Origin of the sequence: Paracoccus panacisoli (assembly GCF_042435015.1) — a bacterium.
Taxonomy (GTDB): Bacteria; Pseudomonadota; Alphaproteobacteria; order Rhodobacterales; family Rhodobacteraceae; genus Paracoccus; species Paracoccus panacisoli.
In genome coordinates, this window is record NZ_JBHMQU010000027.1 from 29,009 (window position 1) to 48,611 (window position 19,603).

Consider the following 19,603-nt stretch of genomic DNA (forward strand, 5'->3'; position numbering starts at 1 on the left):
AGGCGATGGCGGTGCTGGCCCGCGCGGTCAAGGCCGGGCGGCCGGAGCATGGGCCCGAGTTGCCCGAGGGCGAGGATTGAGAGGGGGGTGGGACTGGCTGCCTCCCGACGAAAGGCGCGGGGCCACGGCGCCCGCGGGGTGGCTTCTACGGGCCCGGAGCAGATGACAGAGCACCGGGCACGGCACAACCGCGCTGCGGAGCGCGTCCCCCAAGGCCGCGGAGCCACGCCCCCCGGCCTGCCCGGTGCCTACCCGTTGGGCAGATCGCAGCGCGCTCTCGCTGGCCAGCCCCGGCGCCGCCCGCGGGCCTCTAAAATTGCGTGAGATGGGGCACTCCGCCCTTTCATCTGCCCCGCGTCGCCCGCATCTTTGCGCCATGTTGCGGATCACCGACACCCTCACCCTCGCCGACTGGGAGCTGTCGGAGCAGTTCACCCGCGCGCAAGGGCCGGGCGGGCAGAACGTCAACAAGGTCTCGACCGCCGTCGAGCTGCGGTTCGAGGCGGCACGCTCGCCCCACCTCACCCCCGCGGTCAAGGCCCGGCTCAGGCGGCTCGCCGGGCGGCGCTGGACGGCGGACGGGGCGGTGGTGATCCAGGTCCAGGACACCCGCAGCCAGGCCCGCAACCGCGAGATCGCGCGCGCGCGGCTGGCCGCGCTCATCGCCCAGGCGCTGGTCGCGCCGCGGCCGCGGATCGCCACGCGCCCGACGCTGGGCAGCGAGCGGCGGCGGCTCGCCGCCAAGACCCGGCGCGGCGCGGTCAAGGCGCTGCGCGGCGCCGTCGGACCGGGGGACGAGACGTGAGCGCCCTGCGCCGCCGGCTCGGCCGGCTGTTCGGCGCGCGGCATCCGCGGATGCAGGTCGCGGCGCTCTGCCTCGATCCCGCGACGGGGCGGGTGCTGATGATCACCAGCCGCGGGACCGGGCGCTGGATCATCCCCAAGGGCTGGCCGATGTCCGGCCGCTCGATGGCCGAGGCCGCCCTGCAGGAGGCGTGGGAGGAGGCGGGCGTCCGCCCCCAGCCAGACGCCCCGATGCTCGAACTCGGGCGCTATCACTATGACAAGATGCAGGATTCGGGCTTCGGCATCCCGGTCGAGGTGCGGGTGTTCCTGATCCGCGTGGCCGCCCTCGCCGACAGCTTCCCCGAGGCGGGCGGGCGCGAGCGGCGCTGGGTGGCCCCCGCCGAGGCCGCGACGATGGTGGCCGAGCCCGAGCTTGCCGCCTTGCTGCGCGGCTTGGCCGCCCGCGCGGCCTGAGCCCGGATCGCGCCCCCGATCATGGAGCTGCGGTTTCTCGACAAGGACCTCGACCGGATCGCCAACGCCGAAAGCGCCGGGTTCTACTCGGGCCGGCCGGTGCGGCAGCTCGGCGTGGCGCTGGTCTTTGCAGCGCTGGCGACGATCGCGGGCGCCACGCTGACCGGCGCGGGCGGGTCGGCGATGCTGGCCGCCGGGGTGATGGTGGGGGCGTTCCTCGCGCTGTCGATCGGGGCCAATGACACGGCGAACGCGATGGGGCCTGCGGTCGGCGCGGGGGCGATCTCGATGCGCGCCGGGCTGGCGCTCGTCGCCGTGGCCGAGATCGCCGGCGCGCTGACCGCCGGCGCGCGGGTCAGCGCCACGCTGACCTCGGACATCCTGCCGGCGGCGGGGGCGGGCGGGGCGGACGCGGCGGCAGTGATGCTGGCCGCGATGATCGCCGCCGCCATCTGGATCACGCTGGCCACCTGGGCCGGGGCGCCGGTCTCGACCACCCACGCGGTGGTGGGCGGTATCGCCGGGGCGGGGGCGGCGCAATTCGGGCTCGACGCGCCGCACTGGGGCGGCATCGCGCGGATCGCGGCGGGCTGGCTCGTCTCGCCGGTGATCGCCGGGGCGATCGGGGCGGCGCTGCTGGCGCTGCTGCGCGCCCGCATCCACCGCGCGCCGGACCGGATCTCGGCCGGGGTGCGCTGGCTGCCGGTGCTGGTCGGCGCGGTGGCCGCGGTGCTCGGCGGCTATGCGCTGACGCTGGGGCCGGTGCGATGGTGGGCGGCGCTGCCGCTGTCATCGCTGGCGGCGGTCGCGGGCTGGTGGCTCGCCCGGCGGCGGCTCAGGGCCGAGCGGCTGGCCGGCCGCCGCCCGCGCGAGGTGACCGAGCGGCTGTTCGGCCCGCCGCTGATCGCCGCCGCGGTGCTGATCGCCTTTGCCCACGGCGCCAACGACGTGGGGAACGTGGTCGGGCCGCTGTCCGTCATCGCCCGGCAGGGCGACGGCGGGGCAGAGGTGACGCCGACGTGGCTCGCCATGGGCGGGCTGGGCTTCGGCCTCGGCGCGATGCTCTTCGGGCGGCGGCTGGTGGCGATGGTCGGCAGCCGGATCACCCGGCTGAACCCGGCCCGCGCGCTCTGCGTCGCGCTCGCCACCGCGCTGGTGCTGCTGGGGGCGACGTGGCTGGGGTTGCCGGTGTCCTCGACGCACGTGGCGCTCGGCGGGGTGTTCGGGGTCGGTTTCTACCGCGAGTGGGACGAGCGCCGCATGGCCGCCGCCGCCGCGCCCGCCGCCCGGGCCCCGCTGCCGCCCGAGGAGGCGCACCGCCGCCGACTCGTCCGCCGCTCGGCGGTGCTGCGGACGCTCGCCGCCTGGGCGGTCACGGTGCCCAGCACGGCGCTGCTGGGCGCGGGCCTCGCCTGGGCCATCGCCTAGCGGTGGTCAGCCGGCCGCCGCCAGCACCGCGCGCAGGTCCCAATCGGCCGCGGCCAGCGTCTCGCGCAGGAGCGGCGGGCCCGCCAGCAGCTTGCGCGCCGCCATGTGGCGGCCGGCCTGGTTCACCGTCTCGACCGCGATCAGCCGGCCGGCGCGGAACACCAGCACCGTGTCCACCGCGCCCTCGGCATCGTGCAGCGCGTGGGTGTCGTCCCAGCCCTCGGAGAGCCCGGCGATCTGCAGCTTCAGCGGCCCCTGGTCCGACCAGAACCACGGCAGCGCGGCATAGGGCGGCTGGTCCTGCCCGGCGATGCTGCGGGCGACGTGGCGGGCGTGGTCGGCCGCCGCCTGCACCGACTCGAGCCGCGTGGCGCGGCCCTCAAGCGGGAAGCTGGCGCAGTCCCCAATTGCGAAGATGCGCGGATCGGCGGTCCGCAGATGCCCGTCCACGACGATGCCGTTGGCGACCGCGAGCCCCGCCTCGGCGGCGAGTTCCACGTTCGGCCGGACCCCGGTGGCGAGCAGCACCAGGTCGGCCGGCAGCGTGGTGCCGTCGGTCAGCACAACGCCCTCGGCCACATCCGTCCCGGCCACGCCCGCGCCGAGCGTCGAGAGCCGCACGTCCACCCCCGCGCCGCGGTGAAAGTCGAGGAACCGCGCCGAGGTCGGCGGGGTCACGGCGCGGGCCATGAGCCGGTCGGCGGCCTCGAGCACCGTGACCGCGACGCCGGCCGCAGCGGCGACGGCCGCGAACTCGAGCCCGATGAACCCGCCCCCGATCACCACCGCGCGCCGCGCCCGCCCCATCGCGTCGCGCAGCCGCGCGGCGTCGGCGAGCCCCCGCAGCCCATGCACCCCGGGCAGGTCGAGCCCCGGCAGCGGCGGCACCGCGTTGCGGGCGCCGGTGGCGAGGATCAGGCGGTCGAAGCCGACCCGCGCCCCGCCCGCCAGCACGACCTCGCCCGCCGCGCGGTCGATGGCGGCGACGATGGTGGCGGGGCGATAGTCGATCCCGGACTGGGCAAAGAAGCTTTCGGGCTTGAGGGCGAGGCGGCTCGCGTCGCCGTCCTTCATGTAGGCCTTGCTGAGCGGCGGGCGCTGGTAGGGCAGGCCCGGCTCGTCGCCGATGAGCGTGACCGGCCCGGTGAACCCCTCGGCCCTGAGCGAGGCCGCCGCCTGCAGCCCGCCCTGACCGGCCCCGACGATGACCACCCGTTCCGCCATGCCCCGGCCCTTTCTGCTGCGCGCTGCCGCGCCAGACCCTGCCGCGCAGGGCGGGGCGGCGCAAGGGCAGCGCCGTCAGAGCGGCCAGCCGCCCGCCCGCATCGCCGCCCGCATCCGATCGCCCGCGTCGGGGGCCTGGGCGTCGATGCTGTGGCGCTTGAGGAACCACCAGAGATAGGGGGCGAAATCCGGCGCCGCGCCCGCGGCTGCGGCCAGCGCCGCCTCGGCCCCGAGTTCGGCCACGTTCAGCCCGACGTGGTGGAAGTCGATCTGGGCAAAGAGCACCGCGGGCTTGCCAAGGATCAGCCCGTCGAACGCCACGGCGCTGTTCCTGGGTCGCCACGAACCGGCACGCGCGCAGCAGCGCCGGCGTGTCGCCGCCGATCGTCAGCCGGGGGTAGCGCGCCGCCAGCGCCGCCAGCGCGGCGTGGTCCTCGGCATCGTAGCGTTCGCGGGGGTGCAGCGTGGCGGTGACGGGCTCGCCCGTGGCGCAGACCGCGGCGAGCATCTCGACCGGGCTCATCGACTGGAACGAGCGGTGCCGGCGCAGATGGCCCTGCAGCGGCACAAGGATCGGCCCGTCCCGGGTCGGCGGCGGACCGGGCAGCACCCGCGCCCGCAGCCGGCGCACGAAGGCCGCGGCGACCTCACCATCCACCTCGGCCGGATCGAAGGTGGCGCGGGCGACGGCAAAGCGCCAGCGCTCGGCCACCGGCTCGATCCGCCAGAACGGGTAGTGATAGGCCCGCCGCAGGGTCAGGGTGCGCGGATGCAGCGGACGTTTCATGTGAAGCAACGCAAAGTCTCCCGCGGGCGGCGGCACCTGCTGGGCGGCCGGCCCCGCCCGCTCGAACGCCACCCGCCAGCCGCGCGACTCGACCGCCGCCTGCAGCACCGCCATCGCCGGGAACGTCCCGGCCCGGGCGGTGCGCAGCATCGAGCCGTGCAGATAGACGCGCAGGGTGGGCATGGATCGGCCGTCACGAGGGGTGGCTGGGCGCCGCCACCCTAGGCCCCACCGCGCCACTGCGGAAGCGCGCGTTGCGCCGGCGCGCCCGCGCCCCTATCTGACCCCGCAGAACGAACGGAGGCGCAGGCATGAGCGACGACAGGTTTCCCGGCTGGCACGGCACGACGATCCTCGCGGTCCGCCGGGCCGGGCAGGTGGTGGTCGCCGGCGACGGGCAGGTCAGCGTCGGGCAGACGGTGATGAAGGGCACGGCGCGCAAGGTCCGCCGCCTCTCGCCGGGCGGGCGCGACGTGGTGGTGGGCTTCGCCGGTTCGACCGCCGACGCCTTCACCCTGCTCGAGCGGCTGGAAAAGAAGCTCGAGGCCGCGCCGGGCCAGTTGCAGCGCGCCTGCGTCGAGCTCGCCAAGGACTGGCGCACCGACAAATACCTGCGCAACCTCGAGGCGATGCTGATCGTCACCGACGGCGCCCAGCTTTACGTCGTGACCGGCGCGGGCGACGTGCTGGAACCCGAGCATGACGTGGCCGCCATCGGCTCGGGCGGGAACTTCGCGCTCGCCGCGGCGCGGGGGCTGATGGAGACCGACCTCGACGCCGAGACCATCGCCCGCCGCGCCATGGCGATCGCGGCCGAAATCTGCGTCTATACCAACGGCAACCTGACCGTCGAGACGATCGCTGCCTGAGCCCGCATCCCCCGCTTCCCGGCCGCGCCGGAAGCCGCTAGCCTGAGCGCCATGACCGACTGGACCGACCTGCGCGCCCGCATCCGCGCCCTCACCGAAGGCGAGACCGACGAGGTCGCGCTGATGGCCACCGTCGCGGGCGAGCTGCACCACGCCGACGACCGCTTCGACTGGACCGGCTTCTACCGCGTCACCGCGCCCGGGTTGCTGAAGGTCGGCCCCTACCAGGGCGGGCACGGCTGCCTGACGATCCCGTTCGAGCGCGGCGTCTGCGGCGCCGCCGCCCGGACCGGAGAGACCCAGCTCGTGCCCGACGTCGAGGCCTTCCCCGGCCACATCGCCTGCTCGAGCTCGACCCGGTCCGAGATCGTCGTGCCGGTGTTCGGGCGGGCCGGGCGGCTGATCGGGGTGCTCGACATCGACAGCGACCGCCCCGATGCGTTCACACCCGCCGATCAGGCGGCGCTGGAAGGGATGATGCAGGATGTCTTTGGCACGCTCTGAGGCAAGCTCTGACCCCGACGCCCGGCGCACCGCGCGCTGCCTCTGCGGCGCGATCCGCGTCACCATCCGCGGCCCGCTGCCCGACGTGGCGGCCTGCCACTGCGGCCAGTGCCGGCGCTGGTCGGGCCATGTGTGGGCCGCCGTTCCGGTCCCCGACGACCGGCTGACCATCGAGGGGGCCGAGCACATCCGCTGGTACCGCTCGTCCGACAAGGCCGAGCGTGGGTTCTGCACCACCTGCGGGTCGTCGATGTTCTGGCGCGCCATCGGCCGCGGCGACACCGACGTGGCGCTGGGCTGCCTCGACGCGCCGACCGGGTTGCGGCTCGAACGCCACATCTGGGTCGGCGACAAGGGCGACTATTACGAAATCGGCGACGGCCTGCCCCAGGACCCCCACCAGTGATCTGGGAGACGCTGGGCCACATCCCCACGCCCCAGCTGGCCGCTTTCGTCGCGGGCGGTCTGGTGCTGAACTTCGCCCCCGGGCAGGACGTGTTCTTCGCCACCGCCTGCGGGTTGCAGGGCGGGCCGCGGGCCGGCGCGCTCGCCGGGCTGGGGGTCGGGATGGGGGTCGTCGCCCATGTGCTGATGGCGACGCTGGGCCTCGGGGCGCTGATCGCGGCCCATCCCGGCGCACTGGCGGCGATCAAGTGGATCGGCGCGGGCTATCTGCTGTGGCTGGCCTGGAAAAGCTGGCACGCCGCGCCGCAGGGCGCGGCCCGCGGCGCGGTGCGGCCGTGGAACGTGATCCGGCGCGGGGCGCTCTCGAACCTTCTCAACCCCAAGCCGGTGCTGTTCCTGCTGGCCTTCCTGCCGCAGTTCACCCGCCCCGACTACGGCCCGATCTGGCACCAGCTGCTGGCGCTCGGCCTCATCTTTGCCTTCACCGGCACGCTGGTGACGATGGGCTACGGGCTCGTCGCCGGATGGCTCGGGGCGCGGCTCGGGGCGCATCTGGGGGTGCTGAACCGCATCGCCGCGGTGATGTTCGCCGGCCTCGCCCTGCGGCTGGTCGCACGGTGAGCTTCGTCTATCGCCCGACCGAGGCCCAGCCACGGCTGATCCACGACGACGACCAGATCCTCGTCGTGGACAAGCCCGAGGGGCTGCTGTCGGTCCCCGGCCGGGGCGAGGATCGCGCCGACTGCCTGATCGCCCGCCTGCGCGTGGCCTTTCCCACCGTGCTGCTGGTGCATCGGCTGGACCTCGACACCTCGGGGGTGATGGTCTTCGCCCTCACGCCCCACGCCCAGCGCCACCTGTCGCGCCAGTTCGAGACGCGGGGGGTGCGGAAATCCTACGTCGCCCGCGTCTGGGGCCGGGTCGCGGGGCGCACGGGCACCGTGGACCAGCCGCTGATGGTCGACTGGCCGAACCGCCCGCGGCAGATGATCCACCCCGAGGGCCGCCCGGCGCAGACCGACTGGCGGGTGATCCGCGCGGGCGACGACGAGACGCGGGTGCGCCTGACCCCCCTGACCGGGCGCAGCCACCAGTTGCGGGTGCACATGGCCCATCTCGGCCACCCGATCCTGGGCGACCCACTCTATGCCACCGGCCCTGCGGCCGAGTTTCCCCGCCTGATGCTGCACGCCGAGACGCTGCGCCTGCGCCACCCGGATTCGAACGTCACCATGACCTTCTCGGCCGACGTCCCGTTCTGATCCCCGCTGAGGCGGATGCAGCCAAACCCCCGCCCCGCGCGTTGTACGCCAAATAACGGGAGGTCCCCATGCGCATCCGTACCCTCGCCATCGGCCTTGCCGCCCTCGCCGCGGCCGCTGCCTGTTCGCGCGCGGTGATGACCCGCGTCCCCGCGGGGATTGAGCCGGTGACCGGCTTCGAGGCCCAGCGCTACATGGGCCGCTGGCACGAGATCGCCCGCCTCGACCACCGCTTCGAGCGCGGCATGACCGACGTCACTGCGGACTACACCCTGAACCCCGACGGCTCGGTCCGGGTGCTGAACCGCGGCCGCAAGGACGGCGAATGGCGCTCGATCGAGGGCACCGCCCGCTTCCTCGGCGCCCCCGACGTGGCGAGCCTCGGAGTCACCTTCTTCCCCGGCTTCCCGGGCGGCTACCACGTCTTTGCCCTGGACAGGGATTACCGCTGGGCAATGATCTCGGGCCCGAACCGCGGCTATCTGTGGATCCTCGCCCGCGAGCCGCGGATGGATCAGGCGACCTACGACCGGCTGGTCGGCATGGCGCGGGACAAGGGGTTCGATGTGGACGGGTTGATCCGGGTCAGCCACTCAGGCCTTGAGGTCGGCCAGCACCGGGCGAAGAACTGACACCATCCGGTTTGACGCGGCACACAACCATCCGATCGTGTCGGTGCAACCCAGTGGCTCATCAAGGCTGAAGCATGTCCGGCTCGGATTGAGGATCGCGCCCCACCGCACGGGGAAGGGCGCCATTTCCATCTCGATCTCCGGGGTCATGGCAGCAAGGCGCGCAAAGAGGTCAGCGCCCTCCTGCTCGACCAGCGTCAGACCTGCGCGGCCCTTCCAGCGCGGGTCATTCCAGCGATAGGCCGTGATCCAGCGCGCCGGCTCGGGCAGGGGAATCTTGGCCCAGTTGTTGCCGCCATGGCGGGGTGGCGGCTGATCCGGGTGGTCGAACCGGCACGTGTCGATGAACCGCCGCCAGAACGCCCGGTTTGCGGCGAGGGTGGCCTGTCGCTCGGGCGAGGCGACTGTCGGGGCCGTGTCCGGTGCGGCACCGATCCGCTCCTCGGCACCCTCCTCCTCGATCGTCAGCGCGGCTCCTGTGCCATCGACCAGCACCCGCTGCCGGACGACCTGCGTGCGGAACGGCACGTGCGGGGTCACGACGACATTGCCGTTGCCGTCGGACCAGCGGCGGAACTCGATCAGCGCCAGACGGGCGCCCGAATCGCCAATGTGCTCGGCGATGGCCATCATGTCCTCGCGGATGCCATCACCCGCGATCAGCAGGTGAAAGTCTCCCTGCCGCAGGTTCGCCGACACCGCGTCGGTAAAGGACGCTTCGGACAGGGGCGAACCGCCATGGCGCGCAAGCTCGAACAGCGGGTTCTGATGGGCCGCCAGCGCCGGGTCCAGCCTGGGTTTCAGCCGGGCGGTCAGGTCCGCATAGCTCCACCGCCGCAGCAGCGCCGCGTATTCGAGGATCTGGGCGATGACCTCGCGCCGTGCCTGCGGGTTGCGCCAGAGCTTGCACTCGATCAGCACCGGACGGCCGAACGCGGTCAGACCGAACAGGTCCAGAAAGACGGTCCCGCCGGGCTTGGCGATCGCCAGTTCGCGGACCACCGGGATGAAACGGCCTGTGCCGGGTTCGATCTCGTCCAGCGGGATGAGTTGGGGGTGGCCGTGCAGCAACTCCTGCAGCCAGTGTTCAGAGAGCCCCGACACCAGATCTTCACGCTCAAGCGTGGCAGGGCCGGATGGCGAAATGAGAAGCGCGGTCATGGCGCAGATGTTCCGGGGCGGGGCGCGCCCGTCAACTGACGATCAGCGCGGCTACAACCGCCCCTGATAATTCGCCTTCGGCCCCATGAACCACCAGGCGATCAGCCCGATCACCGGCAGGAAGGCGATCACCAGCGTCCAGATGATCTTCGACGACCGTTCGGCGTTCGAGTTGATCACCGAGGCGATCGCCCAGATGTCGAGCGCGAACAGGATGATCCCGCCGATGCCGCTGAAAATGTTCATCATCCTGCCTCCGCTTCGATCCGCGTATACGCCGCGGGTCCGACCGCACAACGGCCCCCGCGGCGTGCGGTTCCGTCGCCGCTAGAGCACGTAGCGCGACAGGTCCGCCGAGCGGGCGAGGTCGCCGAGCGGCGCCTCGACATAGGCCGCGTCCACCGTCACCCGCTGACCGTCCGCGTCGGGGGCGGCGAAGGACAGCTCTTCGAACACCCGCTCCATCACCGTGTAAAGCCGCCGGGCGCCGATGTTCTCGACGCTGAAGTTGACCTCGGCGGCGATGCGGGCGAGCGCCGCGATCCCGTCGTCGGTAAAGGCGACCTCGACCCCCTCGGTCCCCATCAGCGCGGCATATTGCCGGGTCAGGGCGTTGTCGGTCTCGGTCAGGATGCGGACGAAATCCGCCTCGGTCAGCGCCCGCAGCTCGACCCGGATCGGCAGCCGGCCCTGCAGCTCGGGCAAGAGGTCCGAGGGTTTCGCCACGTGGAACGCGCCCGAGGCGATGAACAGGATGTGGTCGGTGCGGACCGGGCCGTATTTCGTGGACACGGTGGTGCCCTCGATCAGCGGCAGCAGGTCGCGCTGCACCCCCTCGCGGCTGATCTCGCCGCCGCGGGTGTCGGCGCGGGTGGCGACCTTGTCGATCTCGTCGATGAAGACGATCCCCGACTGCTCGACCGCCTCGAGCGCGGCGGTCTTGACCCGCTCGTCGTCGATCAGCTTGTCGGCCTCTTCCGCGATCAGCAGGTCGTAGGACTGCGCGACGGTCACCTTGCGGCGGGTCTTGCGGCCGCCGAACGCCTTCATCAGCGCGCCCAGGTCCATCATCTGGCCCATGCCGGGCTGGCCCGGGATCTCCATCCCCAGCGGGTTCGAGGTGTCGGTCAGCTCAAGCTCGATCACCGTGTCATCCAGCTCGCCCGCCTTGAGCTTGCGGCGGAACATCTCGCGGGTCTGCTCGCGCGCCTGGTCGCCCGCCAGCGCGGCGATGACCCGGTCCTCGGCGCTCGCGCGGGCGCGGGCGGTCACGTCGTCGCGCATCCGCGCCCGTGTCTCGACCATCGCGGCGTCGGCGAGGTCGCGGATGATCTGCTCGACGTCGCGGCCGACATAGCCGACCTCGGTGAACTTGGTCGCCTCGACCTTGACGAAGGGCGCCCCGGCGAGCTTCGCCAGCCGCCGGCTGATCTCGGTCTTGCCGACGCCGGTGGGGCCGATCATCAGGATGTTCTTGGGATGCACCTCGGCCTTGAGCTCGGGGGCAAGCTGCTGACGCCGCCAGCGGTTGCGCATCGCCACGGCGACGGCGCGCTTGGCGTCGGCCTGGCCGATGATGAAGCGGTCCAGTTCCGCCACGATCTGGCGGGGGGTGAGGTCGGTCATGGCATCCTCGTTCTGCTTGCGGGGTGACTTAGGCGGGCGGCCGGGCGGTTTCAAATGTCCGTCCCTCGGCCAGCCCCGCGGAGAGTGCGGCGGCTGGACGGGCGGCGCCGGTCAGGCTAGGTCACGCGCGACGCCATAGCCGGAGCCCGCCATGACCGACCGCACCCCCCTCAAGCGCGCGCTGATCTCGGTCTCGGACAAGACCGGGCTCGAGGATTTCGCCCGGGCGCTGGCCGCCCGCGGGGTCGAACTGCTCTCGACCGGCGGCACGGCGAGCGCGCTGCGCGCCGCGGGGCTGACGGTGCGCGACGTGGCCGAGGTCACGGGCTTCCCCGAGATGATGGACGGCCGCGTCAAGACGCTGCACCCGGCGGTGCACGGCGGGCTGCTGGCCCTGCGCGACAACCCCGAGCACGTCGCTGCAATGGACGCGCACGGGATCGCGCCGATCGACCTACTGGTGGTGAACCTCTACCCGTTCGAGGCGACGGTCGCCCGCGGCGCCGACTATGCCGAGGCGGTCGAGAACATCGACATCGGCGGCCCGGCGATGATCCGCGCCGCGGCCAAGAACCACGGCTTCGTCGCCACCGTGGTGGATGTCCAGGATTACGACGCCGTGCTGGCCGAGCTCGATGCGAACGACGGCGCGACGACCCTCGCCTTCCGCCAGCGCTTGGCGCAGGCGGCCTATGCCCGCACCGCGGCCTATGACGCGGCGGTGTCGGCGTGGATGGCGGGTGCCATCGGTCAGGACGCCCCGCGCCGCCGCGCCTTTGCCGGGACGCTGGCGCAGACGCTGCGCTATGGCGAGAACCCGCACCAGACGGCGGCCTTCTATACCGACGGGACGGGGCGCCCCGGTGTCGCCACCGCCCGCCAGTGGCAGGGCAAGGAGCTGTCCTACAACAACATCAACGACACCGACGCCGCGTTCGAGCTGGTGGCAGAGTTCGACCCGGCCACCCCCGCGGTGGCGATCATCAAGCACGCCAACCCCTGCGGCGTGGCGCTGGGGACGAGCTTCGCCGAGGCTTACGGCCGCGCCTTCGACTGCGACCGCACCTCGGCCTTCGGCGGGATCATCGCGCTGAACGGCACGCTGGACGAGGCGACCGCCCGCGCCATCACCGAGATCTTCACCGAGGTCGTGATCGCCCCCGACGCGACCGAGGCCGCCCGCGCCGTCTTTGCCGCCAAGAAGAACCTGCGCCTGCTGACCACCGGCGGGCTGCCCGATCCCCGCGCGGGCGGCGAGACGGTCCGCCAGGTCGCCGGCGGCTTCCTGATCCAGGGCCGCGACAACGGCCATGTTTCGCGCGAGGCGCTGAAGGTCGTGACCCAGCGCCAGCCCACGGCCGAGGAACTCGACGACCTGATGTTCGCCTGGACGGTGGCCAAGCACGTCAAGTCGAACGCCATCGTCTATGCCAGGGACCGCGCCACCGTGGGCATCGGCGCCGGGCAGATGAGCCGGGTCGACAGCACCCGCATCGGCCGGCGCAAGTCCGAGGACATGGCCGAGGCGCTGGGCCTCGCGCAGCCGCTGACCGAGGGCGCGGCGGTCGCCTCGGACGCGTTCTTCCCCTTCCCGGACGGGATCGAGGCGCTGGCCGCCGCCGGTGCCCGCGCGGTGATCCAGCCCGGCGGGTCGATGCGCGACGCCGAGGTGATCGCGGCCGCCGACCGGCTCGGCCTCGCGATGGTCTTCACCGGGCAGCGGCATTTCCGGCACTGATGAGCGACACGCCCACCCCTCTGGCGGCTGCGGGCGAGCCCGCGAAGAAGCCCGCGCGGCGCCGGTTGCCGGCCGCCGACGGCACCGCGCCGAAGAAGCGCCGGGTGCTCAAGGCCGAACCGCCGCCCCCGCCGCCGCGCAAGCTGTGGTGGGCGCTGGGCGTGACGCTCGGGGTGCTGGCGCTGGACCAGCTCAGCAAGTGGATCGTCGTGCAGGCCCTGAACCTCAAGGAGGTGCAGGCGATCGACGTGATCGACCCGTGGCTGAACCTCAGGATGGCGTGGAACCAGGGGGTGAACTTCGGCCTTTTCGGCACTGACGCCGAGTTCATGCGCTGGGTGCTGATCGGCGTGGCGCTGGCGATCTGCGTCGGCGTCGCGGTGTGGCTGGTGCGGCTGCGGCCCGGCACGCTCGCGCAGGTCGCGGCGGGGCTGCTGGTCGGCGGCGCGCTGGGCAACGTCATCGACCGCGTGGCCTATGGCGCGGTGGCGGATTTCCTGAACATGAGCCTGCCCGGCTGGCGCAACCCCTACAGCTTCAACGTGGCCGACATCGCCATCTTCGCCGGGGCGCTGGGGCTGATCGTCCAGCCGGGTCCGAAACCCGCGCCCCCGCCCGCCCCCGCCCCGCGCCCGCGGCGCCGGCCCGGCAGCGGCGACTGACTGCGGCGGGAGCACCACCCCCTGCCGCCGATTCCTGCTCACGCGCCCTGCGCACCGCCACAAGACCCGTGACGGACCGCGCCGGACGCGCTAGAAGGCCGGAAACGGGACAGGACGTGAGATCATGCGGGCCGCTTTGCTGACCATCTGCGCGCTGGCGCTCGCCGGTTGCTCGAACGAGGGCAAGCTGATGACGCTCGCCAGCGACGACGGCCCCGAAGAATTCGCCATCGTCCCGACCCGCCCGCTCGAACTGCCGCCGGACCTCGCGCAGCTGCCCGCGCCGACGCCGGGCGGCGCGAACATCACCGACCCGCACCCCGAGGCTGACGCCGTCGCCGCCCTCGGCGGCAACCCCGGCCAGCTGGCCGCGCAGGGCGTGGGGGCCGGGGACGGCGCGCTGCTCGCCCATGCCGCGCGGGCCGGGGTGACGCCCGGCATCCGCCAGGTCACCGCCGCCGAGGATGCGCAGTACCGCGCCCGCCACGGCCGCCGCCTGCTCGAGATCGTGGCCCGCACCAACGTCTATTACCGCGCCTACCGGCCGCAGACGCTCGACAGCTGGGCCGAACTCGAGCGCTGGCGCCGCACCGGCGTCCAGACCCCCAGCGCCCCGCCGCGCTGAGCGGGCCGCGGGCGTCCGGGGAGGCACGGGCCGCCGCAACCGGGCGGCCCCTCAAGCGGCAGTGATCGGGCGACGGGTTGTGCGCCTCGCCGGCTGCGGTCATCCTCTGGCCTTCCCGATGATGACCTGAAGGGGTCGCCCATGCGCCGCACGCTCCTCGCCGTCCTGCTCGTCTCTGCCTCGCCCGCGCTGGCCGAGATGCCGCCGGGCGTGAGCCACTTCACCCTGCCCAACGGGATGGAGGCGGTGGTGATCGAGGATCACCGCGCCCCGGTCGTGGTGCAGATGGTCTGGTACCGCATCGGCTCGGCCGACGAGACGCCCGGCAAGTCGGGGATCGCCCATTACCTCGAGCACCTGATGTTCAAGGGCACCGACAAGCTGGCGGCGGGCGAGCTGTCCAAGACCGTGACCGCCAACGGCGGCATGGACAACGCCTTCACCTCGTACGACTTCACCACCTATTTCCAGCGCATCGCCGCCGACCGCCTCGACCTCGTGATGGGGATGGAGGCGGACCGCATGGCCAACCTCAGGATCGGCGAGGACGACTGGCAGGCCGAGCGGCAGGTCGTGCTCGAGGAACGCGCGCAGCGCACCGACAGCGACCCCCGCGCGCTCTTCGCCGAGGAACGCGCGGCCGTGCAGTACTACAATCACCCCTATGGCCGCCCGGTCATCGGCTGGCGGCAGGAGATGGAGGGGCTGACCCGCGACGACGCGCTGGCGTGGTACGGCGCCCATTACGCGCCGAACGCCGCGGTGCTGGTCGTGGCGGGCGACGTGACCGCAGACGAGGTGCGCAGCCTCGCTGAAAAGCATTATGGCCCGATCCCGGCCCGGCCCGGCGCCGAACGCACCGCCCGCCCGCAAGAGCCCGTGCAGCGGGCGTCGCGGGTGATCGAGATGGCCGACCCGCGGGTGCCGCAGCCCACGATCTCGCGCAGCGTGATCGTGCCCGAGCGCAATGCGGGCGACCAGAAGCAGGCGGCGGCGCTGTCGGTGCTGGCCGAACTGCTCGGCGGCTCGCCGCAGACCTCGGTGCTGGGGCGCAAGCTGGTGATGACCGGCAAGGCGCTGTGGGCGGGGGCCAGCTACGACGGGCTGACCGTCGATCCGACGACCTTCGCGGTGACGATGGTCTATCCGCCGCAGGCCGACACCCAGGCCGCCAAGGCAGCGGCCGAGGCGGCGCTGGACGCGGCCCTCGACGAGTTCCTGGCGGAAGGGCCGGACCCGGCGCAGCTCGACCGGGTCAAGACGCAGCTGCGCGCCGCCCGGATCTACGAGCGCGATTCGGCGCACGGCCGCGCCTATGACTACGGGCAGGGGCTGGCGATCGGGCTGACGGTCGAGGACGTGAACGACTGGCCGGACCTGCTGGCCGCGGTCACGGTCGAGGACGTGAAGGCCGCCGCGCGGATCGCGCTGCGCCGCGAGGGCGCGGTGACGGCCCATCTGCTGCCCGCGCGGGCGGGCGAGGGGGCTGCGCCGGGCGCACAGGCTGGGGCGGGGGCGGCTGAGACGCCGGCCGCACCGACCGCCGACACCCCGGCTGGGGCTGCCGTGCCGGACTCTCCCGCGGCTGACGCGCCAGCCACGGACGAGACCACCGCAGCGCCCGCCCCTGACACCGCGGACACCGCACCCGAAACCGCCGCGCCCAGCCCTGCCGACACCCCGCACCCGACCGCGGCCCCCGGCGCCCCGCCACCCCCGCCTGACGGGACCGCCGCCCCTGACGGCGCCGCCGTCGAAACCCCTGCTGCCGAGGTGCAGCAATGATCCGCGCGCTCGTCACCGCCGCCGCCCTCACGCTTCTCGCCGTGCTGCCGGCGCGGGCCATCGACATCCAGCAGGTGACCTCGCCCGGCGGGGTCGGGGCCTGGCTGGTCGAGGATCACTCGATCCCCTTCGTCGCGCTCAACATCGCCTTCCGCGGCGGTGCCTCGGTCGATCCCGAGGGCAAGCGCGGCGCCGTCAACCTGATGACCGGGCTGCTCGAGGAAGGCGCAGCCGACCGCGACGCGACCCAGTGGGCCGAGGCGATGGAGGCGCTCGGCGCCAGCGCAAGCTTCAACGTCGGCGACGACGCGCTGACCGTGAGCCTGCGGGCCCTGACCGAGAACCGGGACGCCGCCGCCGACCTCGTGCGCGACGCGCTGACGGCGCCGCGCTTCGACACCGACGCGGTCGAGCGGGTGCGCGCGCAGGTCCAGTCGATCATCCGCGCCGAGGCGAGCGAGCCGAACGCCATCGCCGCCAAGGCCATGGCCGCCCGCCTCTGGGGCAGCCACCCCTACGGCAGCTCGCTCAACGGCACCGAGGACAGCGTCGCCGCGCTGACCGTGGAGGACCTGCGCGCCGCCAAGGACCGGGTGCTGGCGCGCGACCGCGTCATCGTCTCGGCCGCCGGCGACATCGACGCGGCCGGGCTCGGCGCGCTGGTGGACCGCATCCTCGGCGACCTGCCCGCCACGGCGTCCGTGCCGCTGCCGCCCGCGGCCACGCCGCAGTTCGACGGCCAGACCACGGTCATCGACTGGGACAGCCCGCAGACCGTGGTGGCCTTTGCCCAGCCCGGCCTGCCGATGAGCGACAAGGACTACTTCGCGGCCTTCGTGCTCGACCACATCCTCGGCGGCGGCGGCTTCTCGTCGCGGCTGATGGACGAGATCCGCGAAAAGCGCGGGCTGACCTACGGCGTCGGCACCGGCCTCGCCAACCAGGTGCTCGGCGAAAGCTGGCAGGGCGGCATGGCCACCGCCAACGCCCGGACGGGCGAGGCCGTGGCGCTGGTGCGCGAGGTCTGGGGCAAGATCCGCGAGGGCGTAACCGACCGCGAGGTCGCCGACGCCAAGACCTACCTCACCGGCGAATACCCGCTGCGCTTCGACGGCAACGGCAAGATCGCCGGAATCCTGACCGGGATGCAGCTCATGGGGATGCCGCGCGACTACGTGAACACCCGCAACCCGCAGATCGAGGCGGTCACGGTCGAGGACGTGAACCGCGTGGCGCAACGCCTGCTCGACCCCGCGCGGCTCAGCTTCGTGCTGGTCGGACGGCCCGAAGGGCTCTGACGCGCCGCCGCAACGAAAACGGCCGCCGTCCCCCGGGGGCGGCGGCCGTATCGTTGGCGATGGACGCCGGTCAGCGGACCTGGACGGCCCCGGTGCCACCCAGCGCAGCACCCGCAACGGCGCCGACGGGACCGGCCACGACCGCGCCGGTCGCAGCGCCGGTGGTGGCGCGGGTGCCCGCATCGGGGCCGCAGGCGGCCAGGGCGAGGGTGACGGTGGCCAGTGCGGTGAGGGTCAGGGTTTTCATGACGTTCATCCTTGTTGGGCGCATGAGTGAGGTCTGATGTGACCTAAAGCCGCGCCGCGCGCGCCCGGTTCCCGGACACGTCCTCGGCTCAGGAATCGCTTTCGCGGACGGCGTGATTCTTGCTATATCTGGGGTCATGACGCGCCATGACCCCAACATCCGCCCGGTCATCCGCCAACTGGATGAGGCCGCCGCCAACCGCATCGCGGCCGGCGAGGTGGTCGAGCGTCCCGCCTCGGCGGTCAAGGAGCTGGTCGAGAACGCGCTCGACGCCGGGGCGCGGCGCATCGACGTGACCATCGCCGGCGGCGGCAAGCGCCTGATCCGGGTGGCCGACGACGGCTGCGGCATGACCGCCGCCGACCTGCCGCTGGCGCTGTCGCGGCACGCCACCTCGAAGATCGACGGCTCGGACCTGCTCAACATCCGCAGCTTCGGCTTCCGCGGCGAGGCGCTGCCCAGCCTCGGCGCGGTCGGCCGCCTCACCCTCACCAGCCGCGCCGCGGGGGCTGAGGCCGCCCGCATCGAGGTCGCCGCCGGCCGCATCAGTGAGGTCCGCCCCGCCGCCGGCAACCGCGGCACGGTGGTCGAGCTGCATGACCTCTTCTTCGCGACCCCCGCCCGGCTCAAGTTCATGCGCGGCGACCGGGCCGAGACCCAGGCCATCGCCGAGGTCATCCGCCGACTGGCCATGGCCGAGCCCGGCGTGGGCTTCACCCTCACTGACGCTGACGCCGACCGGGTGCTGTTCCGCGCCGACCCCGAGACGGGCGAGGCGGCGCTGTCCACCCGCATCGGCCGGGTGATGGGGCGCGAGTTCGTCGAGAACGCGGTGACGCTCGACGCCGAGCGCGACGGGCTGCGGCTGACGGGCCTCGCCGCGCTGCCGACCTATTCGCGCGGCGCGGCGGTGGCCCAGCATCTCTACGTCAACGGCCGCCCGGTGCGCGACAAGCTGCTGACCGGGGCGCTGAGGGCAGGATATTTCGACGTGCTCGCCGCGGGCCGCCACCCGGCGGCGGTGCTGTATCTGAGCTGCGACCCCGAGGGGGTGGACGTGAACGTGCACCCGGCCAAGGCCGAGGTGCGCTTCCGCACGCCCGAGGCCGCGCGCGGGCTGGTCGTCTCGGCGCTCAGGCACGCGATGGCGGGGGCGGGGCACCGGGCCGCCTCGACCGGCGGGACCGCAGTGCTCGGCGCCTTCCGCCCCGAGACGCCGCTGCGCCCCGCGGCGCTGGCCGCGGGCTGGGCCGCGCAGGCCCCGCTGGGGGCTGCCCCCGGCCTGTCCGAAGCGGCGCCCGGCTTCGCCCCGGCCGCGGCCCGGATCGAGCCCGACACGACCGAAGCCATACCCGACAGCCCAGGCGAGAACCCGCTCGGCGCGGCCCGGGCACAGCTGCACGAGAACTGGATCATCGCCCAGACCGCGGACGGCATCGTGATCGTGGACCAGCACGCCGCCCACGAGCGGCTCGTCTACGAACGCCTCAAGGCCCAGGCCGAGGCCGCGCAGGCCGCGGGCGCGCCGGTGCCGGGGCAGGCGCTGCTGATCCCGGAGATCGTCGATCTGGGCGACGCGGCCCAACGCGTGCTGGAGGCGGCGGACGCTCTGTCCCGCCTCGGGCTGGTCATCGAACCCTTCGGCCCCGGCTGCGTCGCGGTGCGCGAGGTGCCCGCGGCCCTCGGCCGGATCGACGCCGCAGCGCTGATGCGCGACATCGCCGACGACCTCGCCGACACGGGCGCAAGCGACCGGGTGCAGGCGCGGCTCGACGCGGTGCTCTCGTCGATGGCCTGCCACGGCTCGGTGCGTTCGGGCCGGCGGATGAGCGGGGAGGAGATGAACGCGCTTCTGCGCGAGATGGAGCGGACGCCCCGCTCGGGCCAGTGCAACCACGGCCGCCCGACGTGGGTCGAGCTGAAGCTCACCGACATCGAGCGGCTGTTCGGGCGCTAGCAGGGGCTTCGCCCCTCGCGCCTGCGGCGCTCACCCCAGGATATTTGCACAAGGAAGAACCGCAGCCGCGCGCGGATTGACGGGCGGCGGGGTTCGGGCGACAAGCGGGGTACCCTCCGGGGCCGCAGAGAGG

The 19,603-nt window shown here is 73.3% G+C and carries 22 protein-coding genes; 16 read left to right on the forward strand and 6 right to left on the reverse strand.

The features are described from left to right. The first annotated feature begins 376 nt into the window (after positions 1-376). Genes arfB through ACFHYO_RS06870 form a run of 3 tightly spaced genes read left to right on the forward strand, consistent with a single transcriptional unit; the run spans position 377 to position 2,688 of the window. Positions 377-805, forward strand: a complete 429-nt coding sequence (gene arfB, locus ACFHYO_RS06860) for an alternative ribosome rescue aminoacyl-tRNA hydrolase ArfB (protein ID WP_394319299.1) — start codon at positions 377-379, stop codon at positions 803-805. Then, complete coding sequence (locus tag ACFHYO_RS06865; protein WP_231555442.1) at positions 802-1,260, forward strand: NUDIX hydrolase; 459 nt, start codon at positions 802-804, stop codon at positions 1,258-1,260. Before arfB ends, ACFHYO_RS06865 begins: the two co-directional genes overlap by 4 nt. Before the next feature lie 21 nt (positions 1,261-1,281). Beyond that, positions 1,282-2,688: an inorganic phosphate transporter gene (locus tag ACFHYO_RS06870; protein WP_394319301.1), complete on the forward strand. Its 1,407-nt coding sequence runs from the start codon at positions 1,282-1,284 to the stop codon at positions 2,686-2,688. 6 nt (positions 2,689-2,694) lie between these two features. Here ACFHYO_RS06870 and ACFHYO_RS06875 read toward each other — a convergent pair whose 3' ends face one another. Both ACFHYO_RS06875 and ACFHYO_RS06880 read right to left on the reverse strand, forming a co-directional pair. Then, positions 2,695-3,912, reverse strand: coding sequence for an NAD(P)/FAD-dependent oxidoreductase (locus tag ACFHYO_RS06875; RefSeq protein ID WP_394319303.1), 1,218 nt, complete (start codon positions 3,910-3,912; stop codon positions 2,695-2,697). Positions 3,913-3,987: 75 nt separating this feature from the next. After that, positions 3,988-4,233, reverse strand: coding sequence for a hypothetical protein (locus tag ACFHYO_RS06880; protein WP_394319305.1), 246 nt, complete (start codon positions 4,231-4,233; stop codon positions 3,988-3,990). Here ACFHYO_RS06880 and ACFHYO_RS06885 point away from each other — a divergent pair. The 7 genes from ACFHYO_RS06885 (at position 4,205) to ACFHYO_RS06915 (ending at position 8,371) form a co-directional block, all read left to right on the forward strand. After that, the gene (locus ACFHYO_RS06885) at positions 4,205-4,924 is read left to right on the forward strand and encodes a hypothetical protein (RefSeq protein WP_394319307.1); all 720 of its coding nucleotides are present in this window, start codon (positions 4,205-4,207) and stop codon (positions 4,922-4,924) included. The genes ACFHYO_RS06880 and ACFHYO_RS06885 overlap by 29 nt on opposite strands. An 86-nt stretch (positions 4,925-5,010) precedes the next feature. Further along, positions 5,011-5,568 carry an ATP-dependent protease subunit HslV gene (gene hslV, locus ACFHYO_RS06890; RefSeq protein WP_036702597.1) on the forward strand — a complete coding sequence of 186 codons (558 nt, stop codon included), beginning with the start codon at positions 5,011-5,013 and terminating at the stop codon, positions 5,566-5,568. A gap of 51 nt (positions 5,569-5,619) precedes the next feature. Beyond that, positions 5,620-6,072, forward strand: a complete 453-nt coding sequence (gene msrC, locus ACFHYO_RS06895; protein WP_036702596.1) for a free L-methionine (R)-S-oxide reductase MsrC — start codon at positions 5,620-5,622, stop codon at positions 6,070-6,072. Beyond that, positions 6,053-6,478 carry a GFA family protein gene (locus tag ACFHYO_RS06900; protein ID WP_052175105.1) on the forward strand — a complete coding sequence of 142 codons (426 nt, stop codon included), beginning with the start codon at positions 6,053-6,055 and terminating at the stop codon, positions 6,476-6,478. The genes msrC and ACFHYO_RS06900 overlap by 20 nt, the downstream gene beginning before the upstream one ends. Then, the gene (locus ACFHYO_RS06905; protein ID WP_036711523.1) at positions 6,475-7,098 is read left to right on the forward strand and encodes a LysE family translocator; all 624 of its coding nucleotides are present in this window, start codon (positions 6,475-6,477) and stop codon (positions 7,096-7,098) included. Before ACFHYO_RS06900 ends, ACFHYO_RS06905 begins: the two co-directional genes overlap by 4 nt. Then, positions 7,095-7,739, forward strand: a complete 645-nt coding sequence (locus ACFHYO_RS06910) for an RluA family pseudouridine synthase (protein ID WP_036711524.1) — start codon at positions 7,095-7,097, stop codon at positions 7,737-7,739. Before ACFHYO_RS06905 ends, ACFHYO_RS06910 begins: the two co-directional genes overlap by 4 nt. A 68-nt stretch (positions 7,740-7,807) precedes the next feature. After that, a complete protein-coding gene (locus ACFHYO_RS06915) occupies positions 7,808-8,371 on the forward strand; it encodes a lipocalin family protein (protein ID WP_036711527.1) in 564 nt (187 codons plus the stop codon). Here the strand turns inward: ACFHYO_RS06915 and ACFHYO_RS06920 are convergent. From ACFHYO_RS06920 to hslU, 3 genes are all read right to left on the reverse strand, one after another. Continuing rightward, positions 8,333-9,532: a PDDEXK family nuclease gene (locus tag ACFHYO_RS06920; RefSeq protein ID WP_394319310.1), complete on the reverse strand. Its 1,200-nt coding sequence runs from the start codon at positions 9,530-9,532 to the stop codon at positions 8,333-8,335. The genes ACFHYO_RS06915 and ACFHYO_RS06920 overlap by 39 nt on opposite strands. Positions 9,533-9,583: 51 nt before the next feature. Continuing rightward, the gene (locus tag ACFHYO_RS06925) at positions 9,584-9,781 is read right to left on the reverse strand and encodes a PLD nuclease N-terminal domain-containing protein (RefSeq protein ID WP_036711530.1); all 198 of its coding nucleotides are present in this window, start codon (positions 9,779-9,781) and stop codon (positions 9,584-9,586) included. 78 nt (positions 9,782-9,859) lie between these two features. Continuing rightward, the gene (hslU, locus tag ACFHYO_RS06930; protein WP_394319312.1) at positions 9,860-11,158 is read right to left on the reverse strand and encodes an ATP-dependent protease ATPase subunit HslU; all 1,299 of its coding nucleotides are present in this window, start codon (positions 11,156-11,158) and stop codon (positions 9,860-9,862) included. A gap of 151 nt (positions 11,159-11,309) precedes the next feature. On the opposite strand from hslU, the gene purH reads away from it, so the two are divergent. From purH to ACFHYO_RS06955, 5 genes are all read left to right on the forward strand, one after another. After that, complete coding sequence (purH, locus tag ACFHYO_RS06935) at positions 11,310-12,896, forward strand: bifunctional phosphoribosylaminoimidazolecarboxamide formyltransferase/IMP cyclohydrolase (RefSeq protein WP_394319314.1); 1,587 nt, start codon at positions 11,310-11,312, stop codon at positions 12,894-12,896. A 143-nt stretch (positions 12,897-13,039) separates the two neighbouring features. Continuing rightward, positions 13,040-13,558 carry a signal peptidase II gene (lspA, locus tag ACFHYO_RS06940; protein WP_394319440.1) on the forward strand — a complete coding sequence of 173 codons (519 nt, stop codon included), beginning with the start codon at positions 13,040-13,042 and terminating at the stop codon, positions 13,556-13,558. Between the two features lie 124 nt (positions 13,559-13,682). After that, the gene (locus tag ACFHYO_RS06945) at positions 13,683-14,183 is read left to right on the forward strand and encodes a DUF3035 domain-containing protein (RefSeq protein WP_036712932.1); all 501 of its coding nucleotides are present in this window, start codon (positions 13,683-13,685) and stop codon (positions 14,181-14,183) included. A gap of 141 nt (positions 14,184-14,324) precedes the next feature. Next, on the forward strand, positions 14,325-15,968 hold the full coding sequence (locus ACFHYO_RS06950; RefSeq protein ID WP_394319316.1) for an insulinase family protein: 1,644 nt from the start codon (positions 14,325-14,327) through the stop codon (positions 15,966-15,968). Continuing rightward, entirely contained in the window at positions 15,965-17,266 is a 1,302-nt protein-coding gene (locus ACFHYO_RS06955; protein WP_394319318.1) for a M16 family metallopeptidase, read from the forward strand. The genes ACFHYO_RS06950 and ACFHYO_RS06955 overlap by 4 nt, the downstream gene beginning before the upstream one ends. A gap of 70 nt (positions 17,267-17,336) precedes the next feature. Here the strand turns inward: ACFHYO_RS06955 and ACFHYO_RS06960 are convergent, their stop codons facing one another. Next, a complete protein-coding gene (locus ACFHYO_RS06960) occupies positions 17,337-17,513 on the reverse strand; it encodes a hypothetical protein (RefSeq protein WP_394319319.1) in 177 nt (58 codons plus the stop codon). 136 nt (positions 17,514-17,649) lie between these two features. Between ACFHYO_RS06960 and mutL the strand changes: the two genes are divergently transcribed. Beyond that, positions 17,650-19,470 carry a DNA mismatch repair endonuclease MutL gene (gene mutL / locus ACFHYO_RS06965; protein WP_394319321.1) on the forward strand — a complete coding sequence of 607 codons (1,821 nt, stop codon included), beginning with the start codon at positions 17,650-17,652 and terminating at the stop codon, positions 19,468-19,470. Positions 19,471-19,603: the final 133 nt, after the last annotated feature.

Coding starts and splice junctions, on each gene's coding strand:
- arfB (WP_394319299.1), top strand. CDS start 377: ATGTTGCGGATCACCGACACCCTCACCCTCGCCGACTGGGAGCTGTCG.
- ACFHYO_RS06870 (WP_394319301.1), top strand. CDS start 1,282: ATGGAGCTGCGGTTTCTCGACAAGGACCTCGACCGGATCGCCAACGCC.
- ACFHYO_RS06875 (WP_394319303.1), bottom strand. CDS start 3,912: ATGGCGGAACGGGTGGTCATCGTCGGGGCCGGTCAGGGCGGGCTGCAG.
- hslV (WP_036702597.1), top strand. CDS start 5,011: ATGAGCGACGACAGGTTTCCCGGCTGGCACGGCACGACGATCCTCGCG.
- msrC (WP_036702596.1), top strand. CDS start 5,620: ATGACCGACTGGACCGACCTGCGCGCCCGCATCCGCGCCCTCACCGAA.
- ACFHYO_RS06900 (WP_052175105.1), top strand. CDS start 6,053: ATGTCTTTGGCACGCTCTGAGGCAAGCTCTGACCCCGACGCCCGGCGC.
- ACFHYO_RS06915 (WP_036711527.1), top strand. CDS start 7,808: ATGCGCATCCGTACCCTCGCCATCGGCCTTGCCGCCCTCGCCGCGGCC.
- ACFHYO_RS06920 (WP_394319310.1), bottom strand. CDS start 9,532: ATGACCGCGCTTCTCATTTCGCCATCCGGCCCTGCCACGCTTGAGCGT.
- ACFHYO_RS06925 (WP_036711530.1), bottom strand. CDS start 9,781: ATGATGAACATTTTCAGCGGCATCGGCGGGATCATCCTGTTCGCGCTC.
- hslU (WP_394319312.1), bottom strand. CDS start 11,158: ATGACCGACCTCACCCCCCGCCAGATCGTGGCGGAACTGGACCGCTTC.
- purH (WP_394319314.1), top strand. CDS start 11,310: ATGACCGACCGCACCCCCCTCAAGCGCGCGCTGATCTCGGTCTCGGAC.
- ACFHYO_RS06945 (WP_036712932.1), top strand. CDS start 13,683: ATGCGGGCCGCTTTGCTGACCATCTGCGCGCTGGCGCTCGCCGGTTGC.
- ACFHYO_RS06950 (WP_394319316.1), top strand. CDS start 14,325: ATGCGCCGCACGCTCCTCGCCGTCCTGCTCGTCTCTGCCTCGCCCGCG.
- ACFHYO_RS06955 (WP_394319318.1), top strand. CDS start 15,965: ATGATCCGCGCGCTCGTCACCGCCGCCGCCCTCACGCTTCTCGCCGTG.
- ACFHYO_RS06960 (WP_394319319.1), bottom strand. CDS start 17,513: ATGAAAACCCTGACCCTCACCGCACTGGCCACCGTCACCCTCGCCCTG.
- mutL (WP_394319321.1), top strand. CDS start 17,650: ATGACGCGCCATGACCCCAACATCCGCCCGGTCATCCGCCAACTGGAT.